The sequence below is a fragment of the Acinetobacter sp. YH16042 genome (assembly GCF_013417245.1).
Classification (GTDB): domain Bacteria; phylum Pseudomonadota; class Gammaproteobacteria; order Pseudomonadales; family Moraxellaceae; genus Acinetobacter; species Acinetobacter amyesii.
Genome location: NZ_VPEJ01000006.1, coordinates 63,935 through 83,935, shown reverse-complemented (window position 1 = coordinate 83,935; position 20,001 = coordinate 63,935). Strand labels below are relative to the sequence as shown.

Genomic DNA, 20,001 nt, shown 5'->3' with positions numbered 1-20,001 from the left:
AAAAATTAATTAGCTTGTTGTTTTTCTGCTGCACGCAATGTAGTCGCTAAACGATCCAATACACCATTGATGTATTTATGGCTGTCTGCACCGCCAAAATGTTTAGCTAACTCGATCGCTTCATCTAACACGACGCGATATGGAATCTCAAGATGTTCTTTGAGTTCATATGCACCAAGACGAAGTGTTGCAAGTTCAACGCCATCTAAGGCTTCAACTTCGCGATCGAGTACAGGGATTAAAAGCGCATCCAATGCTTCATGATTGGCAACAACCTCGGTCAATAACTCGTGGTAATAGCCGAGATCTACCTTGTGCATGGCATTTTCCACACGCGTACGTGCTTCAATCTCATGCACAGGATTGCGGCTCATTTGCCATTCATAAATTCCTTGTACAGCAAAGCGACGTGCTTTACGTTTTGCTGCATAAGTTGCTTGAAGTGTTTGCGACATAGCGTTAAATAGCCTTTAACAAGTTAACCATTTCAATAGCAGTTAAGGCAGCTTCACTACCTTTATTGCCTGCTTTTGTACCTGAGCGTTCAATCGCTTGTTCAATACTATCCGTAGTCAATACACCATTAATTACTGGTAAGCCAGTATCTAGACCAACAACGCCTAAACCTTTGGCACATTCGCCAGCAACAAAATCGAAGTGAGGCGTGCTACCACGAATCACTGCGCCAAGCGCGATGATGGCATCGAAACGATCTGAAGCTGCAAGTTTCTTTGCAACCACTGGAAGTTCCCAAGCACCCGGTGCATGAACAATAGTGATATTATCCTCTGATACGCCATGACGTTTCAATGTATCAACGGCACCTTCTAGCAAATGTTCAACAACAAAGCTATTAAAACGACCAACTAAAATCGCATAACGGTCTTCGTTCGCGAGATGTAACATACCTTCAATACGGCGAACTGCCATAGCAACCTCGATTATTTCTCTGATGTTTGATTTGCGGTGATGTATTCCACCACTTCTAAGTTAAAACCTGATAATGCATTAAAGCGTAATGGCGAGCTAAGAAGCTTCATTTTTTCCACGCCTAAATCACGTAAAATTTGTGCGCCGACACCAATGGTTTGATACTGCTGAGACAGTGCCGCATTGGATTTAACATTTTTCGGTGCAGTTAAATTTTCTAAAGCAGGGCCTAAGTCCTGTAAATGACGCTGACCAATCCATACTAAAACACCACGATCGCTGGATGCGATTTCTTTGAGTGCTTTATCGAGATTCCACGCCGGAGCGCCATCTTGTTTATTGAGTTTTAATAAGTCACGAACCGGGCTGAAACCATGTACACGGACTGTGGTTATGCCTTGTTTCGGTTCGCCTTTAACCAGTGCCAAATGAATGTCTGGGTTACCAATTTCACGGTAACGGAACAATTCAAATTGACCGTATTCTGTATCTAAAGTTTGTTGATCAATGCGTTCAACAGTTTGCTCATTGGTCATGCGGTAGTGAATTAAGTCCGCAATCGTGCCCATTTTTAAGCCATGCTTTTCAGCAAATACTTCAAGATCAGGGCGACGTGCCATAGTGCCATCTTCATTGATGATTTCACAAATCACAGATGCGGGTTCAAGACCTGCTAAACGCGATAAATCACAACCGGCTTCAGTGTGGCCTGCACGGTGAAGGACGCCACCAGGCTGCGCCATCAGCGGGAAAATATGGCCTGGCTGTACGATGTCAGCTGGTTTAGCATGTGCAGCTACCGCTGTTTGAATGGTGTGCGCACGTTCTGCAGGAGAGATGCCTGTTGAAATGCCATTTGCTGCTTCAATAGACAAGGTAAAGTTGGTACCGTGCTGCGCACCATTGGCATCTACCATGAGTGGTAGATTTAACTGTTGGCAACGCTCTTTGCTGAGCGTTAAGCATACAAGACCACGCGCATGCGTAATCATGAAGTTGATATCTTCAGGGCGTACGTGGGTCGCAGCGATGACAAGGTCGCCTTCATTTTCACGATCTTCATCATCCATCAGGATGACCATTTTTCCTGCACGAATATCAGCTACGAGCTCTTCAACAGTATTGAGCGGCATCAATCTTCACCTTTTTGTTTGTCTCGAATGACATTTACTTGCATTGATTGTTGCATAGTCTAACGTTTTTTTGCGTTCTTTGCCTATGCTTATCATTTTCCTTTAATGGCTCATTGTTATACACAGTCCTCAGAACCTTGAAAAGAGGACTTTATTTGAATTGTGCCATTTATGCCCAATCTTTAAGCGATTGAAAAGCATAAAAATGGGTAAGCTTATACAGATTTTAAATAATTCAAATGAAAGAGATGAACAGTTTGTCGGAAAACTGTCGGTCTTTAACTCCATGAACTGTCACATAAAAATCAATCACGTTGATGCAGCCACATGGCTCTCTAAATATTGCCGAATCATCATCTTATTGGCGTTTAAAATAGTTTTTTGCAAATGTGGATCTGCGGCTGCACGCGCAATTAAAATGGCACCGGCAAGTTGGCAGATCATGGCCCAAGCGAGTTCTTCGCTACCGAGATGCTGACTAAATAAAGCGTGACCACGCAGTAATTCAGTTTCATATACCAACTTGGTGTCCTGATCTGCACGCGCTATTTCACTCGCAAGCGTGGGGAGTGAACAACCTTGCTCGGGATGCTGAACATGTGCAGGGGTTAAATAGCGGTCAAGCTCAAATTCAATCCAATCTTGCGCATTATCATGTGGATTGTTTTGCCACATATCAAAACTGTGTTGTAACTCATGTTCAATTAAGGCTTTAAGTAGCTCTTGTTTAGACGAAAAATGTGAGTAAAAGGCGCCACTGGTGACGCCGGCGGCTTTCATGAAACCATCCACACCTGTTGCGGCAAAGCCGTCTTTTTTCGCAATTTGTCCGCTGATGGTTAAAAGTTCTTGGCGTTTTTTTTGTTTGTATTCGGGTTTGTAGCGCATCTGCAACACCCTTGAAAATAAGATTGACGATAAATTAACCATAACATAGTATTCGTTATAGTAGCGATCGTTATTTAATAATGTGTGGTTTAAAACCGACGCTTAAATAAAATGAGCATGGAATAAAAATAAAACAGCAATGGAGTGAGACTATGCAACAACTCAATCGGACTTCGTCAAAAGTCGCTTTAGTGATTGGTGCAGGTGATGCAACTGGTGGTGAAATAGCCAAACGTTTTGCCCGGGAGGGTTATATTGCTTGTATGACACGACGAAATGCAGACAAATTAAAGCCTTTAATTGCTGAAATTCAAGCACAGGGAGGGACTGCTTTTGGCTTTGGTTCTGATGCTCGAAAAGAAGAGCAAGTGATTGAACTCATCGAGCATATCGAATCAAACATTGGCCCGATTGAGGTCATGGTCTTTAATATCGGTGCCAACGTCCCTTGTAGTATTTTGGACGAAACCGCACGTAAATATTTCAAAATATGGGAGATGGCATGTTTCTCGGCTTTTTTAACTGGTCGGGAAGTGGCAAAACGCATGGTGACACGTGAACGAGGCACGATTATTTTTACTGGCGCAACAGCAGGTGTGCGCGGTGCGGCTGGCTTTGCCGCTTTTGCTGGCGCAAAACATGCGCTTCGTGCCTTGGCACAAAGTATGGCACGGGAACTAGGGCCAAGAAATATTCATGTGGCGCATGTGGTGGTTGATGGGGCGATTGATACCGACTTTATTAAAGAGACTTTTCCCGATTTGTACGCAAAAAAAGCGCAAGATGGTATTTTAAATCCCGTACATATTGCAGAAAATTATTGGCATCTCTCACAGCAACCACGAGATGCATGGACGCATGAATTAGATCTGCGACCGTGGATGGAACGCTGGTAAGCGTAATTTGATTCAAATGAAAGAACGATACGCGGTAAGGTCATCCGCAAGTGTTTGAGACAGGACTACATCTATTCAAAAATGTTTTTGCGATACTTTGAATAATTAGACGCTAGTGAACGAGTTTTGCGGATGACAATGGTTTTGGGTACTTTTGCCGAAACAAAAGTACCTCCAGCCGAAGGCTAATCCCTTTATTTAAACCCTGGATGTAAGACTCCGTCAAATCGGCTTAAAAATCATTTAAAAAATACGATGTTACTTTTACGTGCGTAACATCAGTTAGGAAAATAAGCAAAAAAAGGACGAAAAACATGAAAGTCATTGAATTTTATTTTGATGTCGGCAGCCCATATAGTTATATCGGTTTTCATCGCATTCAACAGATTGCACAGCAGTATCAAGCCGAGCTGATCTGGAAGCCGATGCTTCTTGGTGGAGTGTTTAAAGCTACAGGCAATAGTAGCCCGATGGCGGTACCTGCGAAGGCACGTTATTCCATGATTGATCTTCAACGTTGGGGAAAGTTATGGCAGATACCCGTACAGATGAATCCGTATTTTCCGATCAATACTTTGCAGTTGATGCGTTTGATAACCGCAGTCCAATTATTTCAGCCTGAAGTATTTCTCAATGTACTGACGGGTATTTTTAACGCAATGTTTGGTCAGCCACGCAATTTAAATGATCTCAATGAATTAATTCAATTGATGCAGGAGCTTGGATTGGAGGTAGCGCAGGTTAAATCATGGCTTGAAGATGAAAAAGTAAAGTCTGAGCTTAAAGTGGTGACCGAAGAAGCCATTGCACGTGGTGTGTTTGGGGCGCCAAGTTGGTTTGTCGATGATGAGTTATATTGGGGTGTTGATCATTTACATTTTGTTGAGGCGGCTTTACAGGCTTCATCACGATCAGCCTAATTGGACGAATACTTGAGTGAATGCTACTGAATATAAGCACCAGTTTTAGGACGGGAATGCAGAAGTCATTGTAGATGTAAGTAAAATTATAGAATGGATCATGGCTGATTGTCTTACTTACATCTACTTTTACTCAGCTTTCATTTGTATTGAGTCTTATTTTTGGCGTACTAACTTAAAAAACTTAAGCTTTATTCCGTATATAAATAATGCTGACATTTGGTGCAATTTACGGTGCATGAATCGCTTGCATAAATACCTTTACGAAAGAATCGTTTATTGCCGCAAAAGATACAGATAAATTCATCTTTATGATTTTTAGCGCTTGGTAGCTCTTGGTAAACGAGTCTTAATCCATTGTCTTTATAACGATAATCTCGACCATAAATTTGTTTAGCAAGCCAATAGTCCAAACTTGTAAATTTTATGGCAATACAACTCATGATACAAAAAGGAAATAGCCATATGGATTCAAATGCTTTGGAAACAGACGTCCAACCTGAAAATACACTTGTGAAAGTAAAAAACATGACCGCGAAAGCACCAAAGAAGAAAAGATAGAATACTTTGCTTTGGAAAGAGCTTAATTTGTTTAAGTATTTGAGATGATGTTCATAGGTCGAAATATCATCTTGGTTGGGCACAAATGCTGGATAACGTGCTTGCTTAGGTTTTTCTGACACTTGATCACCAAATGAATGACCACAGGCACTACAAAAGTGATGTTGTACTAATGCTTTTTCTCCACAGGAGACACAATATTTCATAGCTATTTAAATGTTTTTAATTAATAAAGTTATTTGTTTAGCAAGCATAAGAAAATTTGCAGCTTTTTAAAAGAAATTTTAATGAATTCTTTGAAGAGGCTTCTAACAAAAAAAGCGAACCGAAGTTCGCTTTTTTATCTTATGTATTGTTCAATGCTGCTTAGAAGAAGCCCATTGGCTTGGTGTCATAGCTCACCAAGAGGTTTTTGGTTTGTTGATAATGATCAAGCATCATTTTGTGGTTTTCACGGCCGATCCCTGATTTTTTGTAGCCGCCGAATGCAGCGTGTGCAGGGTAGATGTGATAACAGTTGGTCCATACACGACCTGCCTGAATAGCACGACCCGCACGATATGAAGTATGTGCTGAACGCGACCAAACCCCTGCACCTAGACCATAAATCGTGTCATTGGCAATTTTAATGGCATCATCAAAGTCTTTAAAGGTTGCTACTGAAAGCACAGGGCCGAAGATTTCTTCTTGGAAAATCTTCATGTCATTGGTGCCTTTGAAAATGGTTGGTTCAATATAGAAACCTGTACCGACTTCATTGCGTGGATCACCACCAGTAATGAGCTGTGCACCTTCATTTTTACCTGTCGCGATACAGCCCAAGATTTTGTCTTGCTGCTCTTGCGATGCCTGTGCACCAATCATGGTATCGGTATCGAGTGGATGACCCGTCTTAATACGTTTCACACGTTCTACTGCCATTTCCAAGAATCGATCAGCAATGCTTTCTTGTACCAATGCACGTGAAGGACAGGTACAGATTTCACCTTGGTTCAGCGCAAACATGGCAAAACCTTCGAGCGTTTTATCTAAGAATTCATCGTCTTTGTCCATGATGTCTTCAAAGAAAATGTTCGGTGATTTACCACCGAGTTCCAATGTCACAGGAATGATATTTTCAGTGGCATATTGCATGATCATTTGTCCCACAGCGGTTGAACCGGTGAAGGCAATTTTTGAGATGCGTGGATTGGTCGCCAATGGACGACCGACTTCAACACCATAACCATTCACAATATTCAGCACGCCCGGTGGGAGCAGGTCTTGAATGAGTTCAGCCAAGACCAAGATGCTGACAGGCGTTTGCTCCGCAGGTTTCAACACGATGCAGTTTCCCGCAGCCAATGCTGGAGCAAGTTTCCACGCCGCCATCAAAATTGGGAAGTTCCACGGAATAATTTGCCCGACCACACCAAGTGGCTCATGGAAATGGTAAGCAATAGTATTTTCATCAATTTCAGAAATGCCACCTTCTTGCGCACGGATACAGCCGGCAAAATAACGGAAGTGATCGATACACAGTGGAATATCAGCGGCTAAGGTTTCACGAATCGGTTTACCGTTGTCCCATGTTTCTGCAACTGCAAGGAGCTCTAGGTTTTCTTCAAGTCGATCGGCAATTTTTAATAAAATATTTGAGCGTGTGGTTGGGGAAGAGGCGTTCCATTGGGCTTTGGCTTTATGCGCTGCATCCAAAGCCAATTCAATATCTTCAGCAGAAGAACGTGGCACTTTGGTAAAAACTTTACCGTCTACAGGGGAGATATTTTCAAAGTATTCACCTTTCACTGGCGCGACCCATTGGCCACCAATCAGGTTTTCATACTGAGCTTTAAACTGAACTTTTGAACCGGGTTGATTAGGATCGACATAACGCATATGAATTTTCCTTTGCTTGTTTATTATGATCTTGTTGGGCTGCCTATCTGTGGCAATCTACAGCTTTGGTATAAGGTACTTTTGTACATTATTTGATTAGCATAGCCTGTATAAGGTTGGAAAAAGGTTGGAGACAAGAAGGTTTACAATATTTTTTTTCAGTCTTAAAAACAAAAGCCGGGAAACGGATTTTTAGTCATGAATTGTTGTGAGAATAATGAATGATGATACCGAAGGATTTATCTGAAAAACGACAGAATGTCGAACGGTTAAGGCAGGGCATGAGTCTGTCAAAGCAGCAAAGCTCGCAATTGAATGAGAGCATTGTGAGTTCTTGGCAGCGATCGGCGCAGGCGGAAATTCCGGAAAACCGGAGTGCTGCGCCTTTGGTGAATTTAAGTCCTCAGAGTCAACAGCAGTCGGCATTGCATCACGCGTTGCAACATTGTGCCGAAGATTTAAAACACATTGCCGAACAGTCATCGATGGTACTTGCCGTGGGTGATGTAGGTAGCACGATTATTTGGAGTGCGTCGAGTCGGCAAATGCAAAGTGCTGCGGAAAGTGTACATTTTATTGCAGGTGGGCAATGGCGCGAAGAATTGGTCGGCACCAATGCATTAGCGTTGTCTTTAAAAACCCAACAGTCGAGTTGTGTGTTTTCAAATGAACATTACATGCCATCAGTACATGAATGGGTCTGCTATGCAGCACCGATTATCGATCCACATACGCAGCAAATTTTGGGCGTGGTTGATTTATCCACCGTGTGGAAAAACCACAATAGTTTAGGGCTACTTGCGGCTGAACGCTGCGCTTCGATTATTCAATCGGCTTTACTCGATTTTCAAAAACAGCATTTGTATATTCGGGCCTTTGCTGTGCCGCAAGTGTTATTTAATGGCAAAGTGATGGTGCTGACCCCGCGGCAAATAGAAATTTTGACCATCTTGGCGCTATGTCCGCAAGGCATGACCTTAGATACTTTGCATCAAGCCTTATATGGTGAACGTAAGGTGAGTGTTGGGACTTTAAAAGCGGAAATGTCGCAGCTACGCGATATTTTGGGTGGCATGTTAGGCTCAAGACCCTATCGCTTATTGGCGCAAGTCGAAGCCGACTTTTTACAAGCCGAGCAAGCTTTAGATGCAGGTTATCTCGATTCTGCATTAAAACTGTGTTCAGGGGTTTTCTTGGCCAAAACCGAAAGCCCATTTTTAGGGGCATGGCGTGATTGTCTTGAGTCACGATTAAGCCAAGCGATTTTTAATGCTAAAGAAACAGATGTTCTGCTCAAGCATGTCGCGCGTTTTCCTGAAGCTATTGATGCGGTTGAACGTCTGATCGAGCTGATGCCGAGATCGCATCCCGTACATCAGACCTTGTTGAAATTAAAACAGTAAGTTGCAATGTCATTCGGGCTGTTAAAAACCTTTATTGGCCAGCCATTCAAAGAGCTGGGTATAGACTTGTTCGCGCGCGTTTTTTTCCGAAAGCACTAAATCATGCAAGCCATTGTGTATGCTTTGAATGGTGACATCGCCTTGAATTTTCTTGGCATATTTTTGGATGTCTTTTACACCTAAAATCACATCACTGGTCTGTGCTGCTTTACCCCATCGTTTTGGATTTTGTGTTTGATGCGAGTGCATGACCAAGACCGGTACATCTAGGCTGACACCTCGATGAATCTCTTTTTGAGCCTCATAAATTGTCCGCACGAAACTTAAATACACCATTGGATAGCGGGTCTTTTTCCAGTCTAAATTAAAGTCCCACTCACCTTTTAAATCTTGATGTAGGCTCGCCGTATACCATTTATTCAGCTCACTTGGGAATTTTAAATTTGGAAAAGTCTTTGCCAGTCTACTGAGCTGTGGAATACCCAGTGCGCGTTTCACCGGATTCATGTTGAAATCATAAAATGGGCTGTTACACCACAAGGCTTTAATTAGAGGATGATTGGGATGATGGGCTGCATATAAGGTCGTGGTGAGGCCACCTGTGGAATGACCGCAGAGCAGTAAGGCATCGTGACCTTCAGCGGAGATAATCTCAAGGGCCTGGTCAATTTCGGCATCGTATTCGCAGAGGTTGTGCACATTATAATATTTTTGATGCGGTAGAATTGATCGTCCATATTTTCTTAAATCCAAGGCATAAAAGTCGAAACCGTGCTGATTAAAGCGTTCCGCCATTTCGGTTTGGAAAAAATAATCGATAAAGCCATGGATATAGAGCACCGCTTTGGAGGTGGGGGCCGCTGCTTTTTTGCGAACCAGTGTGGCAACCACAGGGCCTTCATAATCATCCGGGAAGGTCAGCGTGGCTTGTTCATAGCCTGCGCCCAAAATGTCAGGCTGATACTGAATTGGTGAATGGCTCATTATTATACTCATCAATATTATTGGACATTATGCTTTATCCTTGATGAGCCATAAGCTTTTGTCAAATGAATAATCGATGCTGTTATGCGGACTAAAAAAGAGTGACCTCAGTATGAAAGCGACCAATCTATAGTCGCTTTCCTGAAATAAAAGGTGAAATGGATTCAGTTGAGCCTACATCACCAGACTCAAAGGATAATGTAGGCACTTAGGTCACTTAAACATGAAGACCTTTGAGGGCTTAACTTAAACGGCCGCTTTGAAGTCGACGACAGAAGCATTGGCTTTAAGCGCTGCCTTGAAAATATCAACCACTTGAGCATGATTCGCTTTACGTGGATTAGTTAGCATGCAGGCATCTTTTTGCGCATTTTCAGACATGATGCTGAGGTCTTGTTCTTTCACACCGAGTTCAGAAAGGCTTGATGGAATGCCAATCGAAGCAGACAGTTCACGGATTGCTGCAATCGCTGCATAAGCCGCTTCAGTCACCGTTAAACCGTCGGTTGGCACACCCATGAGCTGTGCGATACGTGCATAGCGGTCAGGGCAGGCGATCAGGTTAAATTCGCAAACGTGTGGTAACAGCACGGCATTACATACGCCATGTGGCAAGTTGTAGAAGCCGCCGAGTTGGTGGGCCATCGCGTGGACATAACCTAAAGATGCATTGTTAAATGCCATTCCTGCTAAGTACTGTGCATAGCTCATCGCATCACGTGCTTCTAGGTTTTCGCCATTGGCTACGGCAGGGCTGAGCCATTCACTGATCATTGCAATGGCCTTTTCAGCACAAGCATCGGTAATGGGATTGGCTGCTGTAGACACATAAGCTTCGACCGCATGCGTTAATGCATCCATACCGGTTGCTGCAGTGAGCGCCGCAGGTTTCGCAATCATCAGCTTCGGGTCATCAATGGCGATAAGAGGGGTACAACGCCAATCGACAATCGCCATTTTAACGTGGGTGTCAGTATTGGTAATGATACAGAAACGGGTCATTTCTGATGCCGTACCTGCGGTGGTATTAATCGCAATGAGTGGAGTCATTGGGACTGTACTTTTATCGATGCCTTCATAGTCACGAATATGACCACCACCCGCAGTGACTAAGCCAATGCCTTTGGCACAGTCATGAGAAGAGCCGCCACCGAGAGAGACAATAAAATCACAGCCATTGTCATTATAGGCATCTACACCGCTATGCACGTTGGTGTCAGTTGGGTTGGGTTCTGCGCCCGGGAAGATGTGACTTTCTACGCCAGCTTCAGTTAAATATGCGGCAATGGTGTCTGCCACACCAAATTTGTAAAGACCGGCATCGGTCACGATAAGCGCTTTTTTTGCGCCAAGATTTTGTGCCTTTGCACCAATTTCTTTAGCACAGCCAGGGCCAAAAAGTGAAACACAAGGGATGTAAAAACCGTTTGTTTGATCTGCAATATTTTTAAAAGCCATGGTGCGATTCCTTCTACCATTCATTGTCATTTGTTATGGGTGATACTCACCTAAACTGAGTATTGCGAGGGATGTTTTAAATTCACACCTACCAAAGACCTACCAAATTTAGGGCTTTGTATTGAACTTATTTAATTGATTGAAATTTAATCATTAATTATTTTTGCTATTTTCTGAGATTCGCTAAAAGTCGTATACGTTTAAGCCCAAATAGGCGTTGCGATGATTGGATGCATGATCGAGTTATCAGATTATAAAATCTAACTAAAACTACTATCAATTTACTAAATGCCCCAAAGCACTCGAATCAGGATAGGCTATAACAAATAACGAGATAGTCACTTTTGTGCATTTCGCTTTTTGCAGTGCGAAACAAAAGATTAATTAAACGAGTTAAATAATGCCCAGTGAAAATTTGAAAACGAAACGTCCTTTATATATTCCTTATGCCGGAAATACACTTTTAGAACTCCCACTTTTAAATAAAGGTTCTGCGTTTAATGAAGATGAACGTAAGAGCTTTAATTTGCACGGTTTAATTCCACACGTCACAGAAAGCATTGAAGAACAAAGTCAGCGTTCTTATCAGCAATATTGTGCATTTAATAGTGATATCAATAAGCATATCTACCTGCGCAATATTCAAGACACCAATGAAACATTGTTCTATCACTTAATTGAAAACCACCTCAGTGAGATGATGCCGATCATCTATACACCAACAGTGGGTGAAGCTTGTCAGCGCTTCTCTGACATTTACCGTCGTCATCGTGGGATTTTTATTTCATATCCTGACCGTGATCATATTGACCAAATTATTCATAACGTGAATAAAAAGAACGTGAAAGTGATCGTGATTACGGACGGTGAACGTATTCTTGGACTTGGTGACCAAGGCATTGGCGGGATGGGGATTCCAATTGGTAAGTTGTCGCTGTACACCGCATGTGGTGGGATCAGTCCAGCTTATACATTGCCGATTACTTTAGATGTCGGAACCAATAACCAACAGCTGTTGAATGACCCGATTTATATGGGATGGAGTCAGCCTCGTATCAGCGGTGAAGAATATTATCAATTTGTCGATGACGTGATTAAAGCCATTCAACAACGTTGGCCAAAAGCGCTGATTCAATTTGAAGACTTTGCACAAAAAAATGCGATGCCTTTATTGGAAAAATATCGCGATAAAATTTGCTGCTTTAATGATGATATTCAAGGAACAGCAGCGGTGTCTGTCGGAAGTTTAATTGCGGTATCACGTGCAGCAGGCAAGCAGCTCAAAGATCAAATCGTCACATTCTTAGGTGCAGGTTCAGCAGGTTGCGGGATTGCAGAACAGATCATCAAGCAAATGGTGGCGGAAGGTTTAACCGATGCTCAAGCACGTGCGCGGGTGTTTATGGTCGACCGCTTTGGTTTAATTACTGAAAATCAGCCGAATCTTTTAGATTTCCAACGCAAGCTTGCGCAAGCACCGGATAACGTCGCACATTGGGCAAATGCAGATTCGGTCATCTCACTCCTGGATGTGGTTACACATGCCAAACCGACTGTATTGATTGGGGTTTCGGGACAACCGGGGCTGTTTAGCCAAGAGGTTATTGAAACGATGGCTGCAAATTGTGAACAGCCTATTGTGTTGCCACTATCTAACCCGACATCACGTGTCGAAGCGGTGCCTGCAGATATTATCGAGTGGACCAAAGGTAAGGCCCTGATTGCGACAGGTAGTCCATTTGCACCAGTGAATTATCATGGCAAGATTCATCAGATTTCACAGTGCAATAACTCCTATATTTTCCCGGGGATTGGACTGGGTGTGATTGCATCTGGGGCGAAACGTGTGACGGAAAATATGCTGATGGCATCTAGTACGGCATTGGCGGACTGTTCACCAAAATTGGCAGATCCAAATGCTGATTTATTGCCAAGTTTGGATTATTTACAGGATATTTCGAAGAAAATTGCATTGAAAGTCGCGTTGGCTGCGATTGCTGATGGTGTTGCGCCAAATGTCAGCGTTGAAGTGCTCGAACATGCGATTGAAGCGAATTTCTGGAAACCTGAATATCGTGATTATGTCCGTGTGACCTATTAACGCAATTTTAATTTTTATTCATATTTGTGGAACCTGACTCAAACCATGTTCCACATACTGAATAAATATAGATTGATTTTGATTGGTGTAAGCGATAGATAAAAAAGCCCCCATCTTTCGATGAGGGCTTTTTGAATTTGGAGCGGGAAAGGAGACTCGAACTCCCGACCCCAACCTTGGCAAGGTTATGCTCTACCAACTGAGCTATTCCCGCGGAGTCTATCCTGTTTTTTTACTAAAAAACTGAATCGAAAAAAATTTGGAGCGGGAAAGGAGACTCGAACTCCCGACCCCAACCTTGGCAAGGTTATGCTCTACCAACTGAGCTATTCCCGCGGAGTCTATCCAATTTTTTAAATAAAAAACCGAATGAAAAAATTTTGAGCGGGAAAGGAGACTCGAACTCCCGACCCCAACCTTGGCAAGGTTATGCTCTACCAACTGAGCTATTCCCGCATAGCCACGTATAATACATTAAGGATTTTTCAGGTCAATAACTTTATGAAAATCTGTGCATCGTTTGCATAAAATAAAAACAATTTGTTTGAAATTCGGAAGATTTTTGCAGGTCGAAGGCTTCCATTTTGATGAAATCATGCAATTCAGATGGTTTCAGCAAGTTTGCGACACAAGAACTTCAACAAATACAGGCTATACTAAGACCAGTTGAACCTTTTTTTGAATTTGGGAGAGCCGTTTTGAGTTTAGAACAGCAATTAATTGAGCGTCTACAGACATTAGCGCCTACACATCTTGAAGTGGTGAATGAGTCCGCAGGTCATGGAGGTTATTTCCCAGGTAAAGAGTCGCATTTTAAAGCAGTGATCGTGAGTGAGGCATTTGCAGGTTTGCGTTTGGTGCAACGTCATCAAAAAGTCTATGCCGCAGCCGGTGATTTACTTAGTCCGGGGCAAATTCATGCCTTGGCCATTCATGCGTTTTTACCCGAAGAATGGAAAGGTCAAGACACCACTAGCCCTGAATGTGCGCATGCACCTAAGTCATCTTAAGGTGAGCCATGGAAACGCAATTAATCATTAAAATCATTCATATGTGTGGTGTGGCTTTAGGCTGTGCTGCCATTTTCATTCGTGCTTTTACGTTGTTTAAAGGGACGCAGGGCAATTTACCGAATCCATCAGGTCGTAAGTTTTTTGTTGCTTTGCAACATGGCTCAATGACATTAATTGCCGTGACTGGAATTATCTTATTGTTTATGAAGAACTTTGATGTGCAGCCATGGTTCTATGCCAAAGTTGTGCTGTTTTTGGTGCTGCTGTCTTCTTTATCTAAAGCGTATAAAAAAGATGACAGTGTATTATTGGTTCAGCGCCGTGCGGGCTTATTTATTGCAGCTGTTGCACTTATTTTCATCATTACATTGGTTATAATCAAACCAGTTTTTGGATAAATGGCTTATCCACATGGCCGATTTCAAGGCTTGAGTAGAAAAACAAAGATTAGAGGGTTTTGAATGCGTACGCGTGTGGTATTTAACCAAAAAGGTGGTGTGGGGAAATCGAGTATTACGGTCAATTTAGCGGCGATAAGCGCGCACCAAGGTTTAAAAACTTTGGTGATTGACCTCGACCCTCAAGCCAATTCAAGTCAATATTTGTTGGGGGATGATGCGACGTATTCGGCAGATAAGCCTGCACTTGAACCCAATATTGAAAATTATTTTGAAGAAGTCTTGGGGACACAACAAAGTAAAGGTTTGTTGGGAAATGCCATCGGTTCGATTTTGAAAGGTCGTGCCAAAGGTTTGGAAAGCTATGTGCATGCATCACCTTATCCACGCTTAGATGTGATTCCTGCCAGTCCAAATTTAGGCGCGTTGGCACATGCCTTAGAATCTAAGCATAAAATTTACAAACTCCGCGATGCTTTGCAGCAGATGAGCGGTCAATATGATCGGGTATTTATTGATACACCGCCGGCCTTTAACTTTTTTACCTTATCTGCGTTGATTGCGGCAGATCGCGTGCTGATTCCATTTGACTGCGATGTGTTTTCAAAACGTGCCTTACAGACCCTGATCGAAAATGTGTTAGAAACGCAGGATGATCATAATGATCATTTGGAAATTGAAGGCATTGTGGTCAATCAATTTCAGGCACAGGCGAAGTTGCCGCGCGAAGTTGTACAACAACTCAAAGATGAAGGACTTCCTGTATTGGACAGCATGTTACCGCCTTCGGTGCTGATGAAAGAATCTCATCATAAAAATCAACCTTTAATCCATTTGGCTGCAGATCATAAATTGACGCAAGCCTATCAATCATTGTTCAATGAAATTGAGCAAAAGTAGTATCGAGAAAAGTATGAATGCACTTAAATGTGGTCTAGTTGCTTTCACTGCTGTTGTATTGGGTGCATGTGCAAGTACGCCAAAACCAAGCTATGTTTCACCTACACAGTATCAGTCTTTGAGTTGCCAACAATTGCAAAGCGAATACAACCGAATCCACGACTATATTCAAAATGGTGTAGAAACACCGAAGCGCACAGGCGTTGGTGTCGGTGTTGGCCTCGGTGGTGGCTGGGGCAGCCGTGGAGGTTGGGGAATTGGTCCGAGTATTTCGGTCAATATGGGACAATCTTCAAATACCAAACGTACCGAACTTTCTCGTGTTTTAGGTGAGCAAGAAGCGATTGTACAGGCAGCAAAATTTAAAGGTTGTCCGATTATCGTTCGCGCAAATTCGGCTACCGCAGCAAAATCATAAACGGATCATGAGCAGGGGCTCAGGCCTGTGCTATGAGAAAAGTGTAATAAAATTTGTCAGTAGGCGAGGCGTCTACTGGCATTTTTTTTGAGTCAAATAAACTGCACTATTTAGAGTCAATAAAATATTTAAATCTATGAAAAAATTAAATTAAATATCATTCGTAAATTTTAATACCTTCTTCTGGTCTTGAACATTCAGCGTGAGTGCATTGACTTGTACAAGGATAAAACTGACCTAGCGCGTACTTGTTTTTTTAAATTCATTTCGGCTAAGGTGTGCGCTTTGAAACATTGTCTGGATATTTATGATTGAGAGTTGGCTTTTTGTATTGGCAATGATTGCGGTGATGATGACGCCGGGACCTAGCAATGCACTAATGGCAAGCTCTGCACATCAACAAGGCATTGCAAAGACGTGCATGCTGATTCCTGCAGAATTATTGGGCTATTTCTATGCCATTAATTTATGGGCGTTGATTATTCATTTAAGTGCTCCAGTGTGGCCGAATTTAATTCACTTGCTACATTTTCTCAGTATTGCCTATGTTTTATGGTTGGCTTTTCATTTGTGGAAATCGACGCATTTACATCAGTACAATCAAAAACATCCTTCAATTCAACCACGTGAATTATTCATTTCCTCGTTAAAAAATCCGAAAGCGTTGCTTTTTGCTGCAGGTATTTTCCCGATTGAAACTTGGGCTAGCCCATTAAATTTTATTTTGGTTTTCGCTGTATTTAGTGTGGTTTTGCTGCCGGTTGCGTTGTTTTGGATGTCATTTGGACGGACGATTTTGGCCGGTAAGACCCAAAAAATTAAGGCCGATCTTCTGTATAAAGGGTCGGCCCTGATGCTGATTTTATGTATGTTTCCCGTGGTTTTGCGCTTTTTTGCTTAAAGGCGTTCACCACATCGGTTTATTTCTTTAATTTTGCTCGAATAAAACCAATCACACCCGGTAAAACACTAATAATAATGATGCCAAAGATCAGATGGGTGAAGTTATCTTTCACGATTGGCATATTGCCAAATAAATAACCCAAAGTGATAAATGAGCCAACCCAGCAAATCGCACCAATCATGTTAAAAGTCAGGAAGTACTTGTAGTTCATGCTGCCTGCACCTGCGACAAAAGGCGCGAAGGTTCGTGCAAAAGGAATAAAGCGGGCAAAAATAATGGTTTTACCACCATGTTTTTCAAAGAATTTTTGCGTATTCACCAAATGTTGACGGTTAATGAAGCGTGATTCAATTTCAAAGACACGTGGGCCAATATATTTACCAATATGGTAGTTCAGCGTGTCGCCCAAGACTGCCGCGATAAACAGCAAAATCACCAAAACCCACGGATCCATGGCACCTGTTGACGCAGCGAGCGCGCCTGCTGCAAACAGAAGACTGTCACCCGGTAAAAAGGGCATGACGACTAAACCGGTTTCAACAAAAATAATCAGGAACAGAATTGCATAAATCCATACGCCATAATTGGTAATGAACTCGAGTAAATGGTCATCAACATGTAGTATAAAATCAATCAGTTCCATGGGGCTTATATGCGTAAAATAGTGGTCTGATGCTATCAGTCTGGGGCAGCAAAGTCAGTATTAAAACGTAATTAATTATCAGTAAAACCGTTCTATATATAGAATGATGAGTATTATAAAAGCATATTTAAAGAGAATAAGAAACGACCTAATCTAAGCACATCTTTTGAACAGTATTAAGAATAGGTTTCAGTATGCTTAACCCAAATTTGATGGTGAAAAATCTGAGTCAACAGCCGCAAATCAATGCAGTGATCAGTCTCGTTGCACGTATATTAATGGCTTATATTTTTATTGTGGCAGGTTGGGGCAAAATTACGGCTTACACTGCAACAGCAGGTTATATGGAGTCAATGGGTGTGCCCGCTGGGCTTCTTCCGATTACTATCTTAGTCGAGCTAGGTGGCGGCTTAGCTTTATTGTTTGGTTTTCAAGCACGTTTTGCGGCATTGGGTCTAACCGTATTTAGTTTAATCACTGCGTTTTTATTCCATGGTGGTGCTGAAGATGGCATTAACTTTATGAAAAACTTGGCGATGTCTGGCGGCTTATTATTTCTCATGTTACATGGTGCTGGTCAATTTAGTTTTGATCATTGGATCGAAAAATCAAAATAAAGCGGTCATGAGTCCGAGCATCCATCAAAGCGGCGTTCTGCCGCTTTTTTCATGTCTACCGCTGATTGAAAGCGGATGGGTAAAGTCCTGAAATGTGTTGTAAAAAACACCGTTTGGCTTGTGGTTTTTGCCCCTGTCCGAATAGTGTGCGAAAGTCCAAGAAAAATGTTAGAATACGGCGCTTATATTCGTTGCCTGCATAGTTGTTTGCCATGACTACCAATACCCAAATTACTGAAGACCGTATCCTGATTTTGGATTTCGGTTCTCAATATAGTCAGCTTATTGCACGTCGTGTACGTGAAGCTGGTGTTTATTCAGAAATGTACGCATTTGATATGTCTGAAGAAGACATTCGTGCATTTAACCCAAACGGGATCATTCTTTCAGGTGGTCCAGAAAGTGTTCATGAAGAAGGTAGTCCGCGCGCACCACAAGTTGTATTTGAACTTGGTGTACCTGTTTTAGGTATTTGCTATGGTCTACAAACCATGTCAGAACAGCTTGGCGGTAAAGTTGAGCCAGGTACTGTGCATGAATTTGGTTATGCAGAAGTTGATATTAAAGTCCGTGATGCTTTAATTGGTGATCTTGAAGATACCAAAGACCAATTAAAAGTATGGATGAGTCATGGCGATAAAGTGACTCAAATTCCTGAAGGTTTCCAAATCACTGCCAGCACACCAAGCTGCCCAGTGGCGATGGTTTCTGATGAAAAACGTCGTTTCTACGGTATCCAATTCCACCCTGAAGTGACACACACTGCGAAAGGTGCTGAGTTATTGTCTAACTTCGTACATGGCGTATGTGGTTGCCGTAACTTGTGGAACTCAGAAAACATCATCGATCTTCGCGTAGAACAACTTCGTGAGCAAATTGGTGATCAAAAAGTTCTCTTGGGTCTTTCAGGCGGTGTCGATTCATCTGTTGTAGCTGCACTTTTACACCGTGCGATTGGCGACCAATTGACTTGTGTATTCGTAGATAACGGTTTACTTCGTTTGAACGAAGGCGAGCAAGTGATGGACATGTTTGCGAAAAACATGGGTATTCGCGTGATTCGTGCCGACGCTGAAAATCGCTTCTTAACAGCGCTTGCTGGTGAAGTTGATCCAGAGAAAAAACGTAAAATCATCGGTCGTGAATTCATTGAAGTGTTTGCTGAAGAAGCACGTAAGCTTGACGGTGTGAACTTCCTTGCTCAAGGTACCATTTACCCAGACGTAATTGAATCTGCAGCAAGCAAACAAGGTAAAGCACACGTGATTAAATCACACCACAACGTGGGTGGTTTACCTGAAGATTTAGCATTCGAATTGGTTGAGCCAATCCGTGATTTATTCAAAGACGAAGTACGCCGTTTAGGTACAACTTTAGGTCTTCCATTTGAAATGCTTTACCGTCATCCATTCCCAGGCCCAGGTCTAGGTGTACGTATTCTTGGTGAAGTGAAAAAAGAATATGCAGATATCCTTCGTCTAGCAGATGACATCTTCATGCAAGAACTTCGCGCAAGCGGCTGGTATGACAAAACTGCACAAGCATTTGCTGTATTCCAACCTGTGAAATCTGTGGGTGTCGTAGGTGATGGCCGTCGTTATGCATGGGTGATCGCGCTTCGTGCTGTAGAAACTGTGGACTTTATGACTGCACGTTTTGCACATCTTCCATACGACTTAGTAGACAAGATTTCTACACGTATCATGAACGAGATTGCTGAAGTTTCTCGTGTTGTTTATGACGTATCGTCTAAACCACCTGCTACGATTGAGTGGGAGTAATTTAGGGATTTCAAGAAACAACGTTTCTTGCCTAAATTACGGCAAAGGCTATGCCTGCGCCAGACTGGGGTTTCACGAAGCACTGCTTCGTGCCAGTTTTACGCCAAGAGCTACGCTCGCGGCAGTGAGGGATTTCAAGAAGCGAAGCTTCTTGCCTAAATTACACCGAGAGCTA

20 protein-coding genes and 3 tRNA genes are annotated in these 20,001 nt (G+C 42.5%); 11 read left to right on the top strand and 12 right to left on the bottom strand.

Going from position 1 to position 20,001, the window contains the following annotated elements; all coding sequences use genetic code 11:
• Window positions 1-5: 5 nt before the first annotated feature.
• From nusB to FTV37_RS06505, 4 genes are all read right to left on the bottom strand, one after another.
• Window positions 6-455: a transcription antitermination factor NusB gene (nusB, locus tag FTV37_RS06520; RefSeq protein ID WP_067765594.1), complete on the bottom strand. Its 450-nt coding sequence runs from the start codon at window positions 453-455 to the stop codon at window positions 6-8.
• A gap of 4 nt (window positions 456-459) precedes the next feature.
• Window positions 460-930, bottom strand: coding sequence for a 6,7-dimethyl-8-ribityllumazine synthase (gene ribE, locus FTV37_RS06515; RefSeq protein ID WP_111885509.1), 471 nt, complete (start codon window positions 928-930; stop codon window positions 460-462).
• A gap of 11 nt (window positions 931-941) precedes the next feature.
• On the bottom strand, window positions 942-2,063 hold the full coding sequence (ribBA, locus tag FTV37_RS06510; protein WP_180063318.1) for a bifunctional 3,4-dihydroxy-2-butanone-4-phosphate synthase/GTP cyclohydrolase II: 1,122 nt from the start codon (window positions 2,061-2,063) through the stop codon (window positions 942-944).
• Between the two features lie 309 nt (window positions 2,064-2,372).
• Entirely contained in the window at window positions 2,373-2,951 is a 579-nt protein-coding gene (locus FTV37_RS06505; protein ID WP_180026166.1) for a TetR/AcrR family transcriptional regulator, read from the bottom strand.
• A gap of 152 nt (window positions 2,952-3,103) precedes the next feature.
• Here FTV37_RS06505 and FTV37_RS06500 point away from each other — a divergent pair, with 152 nt between their 5' ends.
• Together FTV37_RS06500 and FTV37_RS06495 are read left to right on the top strand one after the other, a co-directional pair.
• Entirely contained in the window at window positions 3,104-3,847 is a 744-nt protein-coding gene (locus FTV37_RS06500) for an SDR family oxidoreductase (protein ID WP_180063317.1), read from the top strand.
• A 314-nt stretch (window positions 3,848-4,161) separates the two neighbouring features.
• A complete protein-coding gene (locus FTV37_RS06495) occupies window positions 4,162-4,767 on the top strand; it encodes a 2-hydroxychromene-2-carboxylate isomerase (RefSeq protein WP_180063316.1) in 606 nt (201 codons plus the stop codon).
• Window positions 4,768-4,958: 191 nt separating this feature from the next.
• Here FTV37_RS06495 and FTV37_RS06490 read toward each other — a convergent pair whose 3' ends face one another.
• Both FTV37_RS06490 and FTV37_RS06485 read right to left on the bottom strand, forming a co-directional pair.
• Window positions 4,959-5,534 (bottom strand): hypothetical protein, encoded by a 576-nt coding sequence (locus tag FTV37_RS06490; protein ID WP_180063315.1) that lies wholly within the window; start codon window positions 5,532-5,534, stop codon window positions 4,959-4,961.
• A 160-nt stretch (window positions 5,535-5,694) separates the two neighbouring features.
• Entirely contained in the window at window positions 5,695-7,206 is a 1,512-nt protein-coding gene (locus FTV37_RS06485) for an aldehyde dehydrogenase family protein (RefSeq protein WP_078194071.1), read from the bottom strand.
• Window positions 7,207-7,427: 221 nt separating this feature from the next.
• On the opposite strand from FTV37_RS06485, the gene FTV37_RS06480 reads away from it, so the two are divergent.
• Window positions 7,428-8,609, top strand: a complete 1,182-nt coding sequence (locus tag FTV37_RS06480) for a transcriptional regulator (protein WP_168378852.1) — start codon at window positions 7,428-7,430, stop codon at window positions 8,607-8,609.
• A 21-nt stretch (window positions 8,610-8,630) separates the two neighbouring features.
• Here the strand turns inward: FTV37_RS06480 and FTV37_RS06475 are convergent, their stop codons facing one another.
• Both FTV37_RS06475 and FTV37_RS06470 read right to left on the bottom strand, forming a co-directional pair.
• On the bottom strand, window positions 8,631-9,593 hold the full coding sequence (locus tag FTV37_RS06475; RefSeq protein WP_180063314.1) for an alpha/beta hydrolase: 963 nt from the start codon (window positions 9,591-9,593) through the stop codon (window positions 8,631-8,633).
• Window positions 9,594-9,839: 246 nt separating this feature from the next.
• On the bottom strand, window positions 9,840-11,051 hold the full coding sequence (locus FTV37_RS06470) for an iron-containing alcohol dehydrogenase (protein ID WP_078191526.1): 1,212 nt from the start codon (window positions 11,049-11,051) through the stop codon (window positions 9,840-9,842).
• Window positions 11,052-11,451: 400 nt separating this feature from the next.
• Here FTV37_RS06470 and FTV37_RS06465 point away from each other — a divergent pair, with 400 nt between their 5' ends.
• Window positions 11,452-13,152, top strand: a complete 1,701-nt coding sequence (locus FTV37_RS06465; protein WP_180063313.1) for an NAD-dependent malic enzyme — start codon at window positions 11,452-11,454, stop codon at window positions 13,150-13,152.
• Window positions 13,153-13,290: 138 nt separating this feature from the next.
• Here FTV37_RS06465 and FTV37_RS06460 read toward each other — a convergent pair.
• The 3 genes from FTV37_RS06460 to FTV37_RS06450 form a co-directional block, all read right to left on the bottom strand.
• Window positions 13,291-13,366, bottom strand: a tRNA-Gly gene (locus FTV37_RS06460).
• Window positions 13,367-13,412: 46 nt separating this feature from the next.
• Window positions 13,413-13,488, bottom strand: a tRNA-Gly gene (locus FTV37_RS06455).
• Between the two features lie 47 nt (window positions 13,489-13,535).
• A tRNA-Gly gene (locus FTV37_RS06450) sits at window positions 13,536-13,608 on the bottom strand.
• 242 nt (window positions 13,609-13,850) lie between these two features.
• Here FTV37_RS06450 and FTV37_RS06445 point away from each other — a divergent pair.
• From FTV37_RS06445 to FTV37_RS06425, 5 genes are all read left to right on the top strand, one after another.
• A complete protein-coding gene (locus FTV37_RS06445) occupies window positions 13,851-14,162 on the top strand; it encodes a BolA family transcriptional regulator (protein ID WP_078191519.1) in 312 nt (103 codons plus the stop codon).
• An 8-nt stretch (window positions 14,163-14,170) separates the two neighbouring features.
• The gene (locus FTV37_RS06440) at window positions 14,171-14,563 is read left to right on the top strand and encodes a SirB2 family protein (protein ID WP_180063312.1); all 393 of its coding nucleotides are present in this window, start codon (window positions 14,171-14,173) and stop codon (window positions 14,561-14,563) included.
• Window positions 14,564-14,626: 63 nt separating this feature from the next.
• A complete protein-coding gene (locus FTV37_RS06435; protein WP_180003554.1) occupies window positions 14,627-15,463 on the top strand; it encodes a ParA family protein in 837 nt (278 codons plus the stop codon).
• 13 nt (window positions 15,464-15,476) lie between these two features.
• Window positions 15,477-15,881, top strand: coding sequence for a hypothetical protein (locus FTV37_RS06430; RefSeq protein ID WP_078191516.1), 405 nt, complete (start codon window positions 15,477-15,479; stop codon window positions 15,879-15,881).
• Window positions 15,882-16,188: 307 nt separating this feature from the next.
• Complete coding sequence (locus FTV37_RS06425; protein WP_168378830.1) at window positions 16,189-16,782, top strand: LysE family translocator; 594 nt, start codon at window positions 16,189-16,191, stop codon at window positions 16,780-16,782.
• Between the two features lie 19 nt (window positions 16,783-16,801).
• On the opposite strand, the gene FTV37_RS06420 is transcribed toward FTV37_RS06425, so the two are convergent.
• Window positions 16,802-17,428: a DedA family protein gene (locus FTV37_RS06420; protein WP_078191514.1), complete on the bottom strand. Its 627-nt coding sequence runs from the start codon at window positions 17,426-17,428 to the stop codon at window positions 16,802-16,804.
• A 194-nt stretch (window positions 17,429-17,622) separates the two neighbouring features.
• On the opposite strand from FTV37_RS06420, the gene FTV37_RS06415 reads away from it, so the two are divergent.
• Window positions 17,623-18,045 carry a DoxX family protein gene (locus tag FTV37_RS06415; RefSeq protein ID WP_180049488.1) on the top strand — a complete coding sequence of 141 codons (423 nt, stop codon included), beginning with the start codon at window positions 17,623-17,625 and terminating at the stop codon, window positions 18,043-18,045.
• 212 nt (window positions 18,046-18,257) lie between these two features.
• On the top strand, window positions 18,258-19,826 hold the full coding sequence (gene guaA, locus FTV37_RS06410; protein WP_078194056.1) for a glutamine-hydrolyzing GMP synthase: 1,569 nt from the start codon (window positions 18,258-18,260) through the stop codon (window positions 19,824-19,826).
• Window positions 19,827-20,001: the final 175 nt, after the last annotated feature.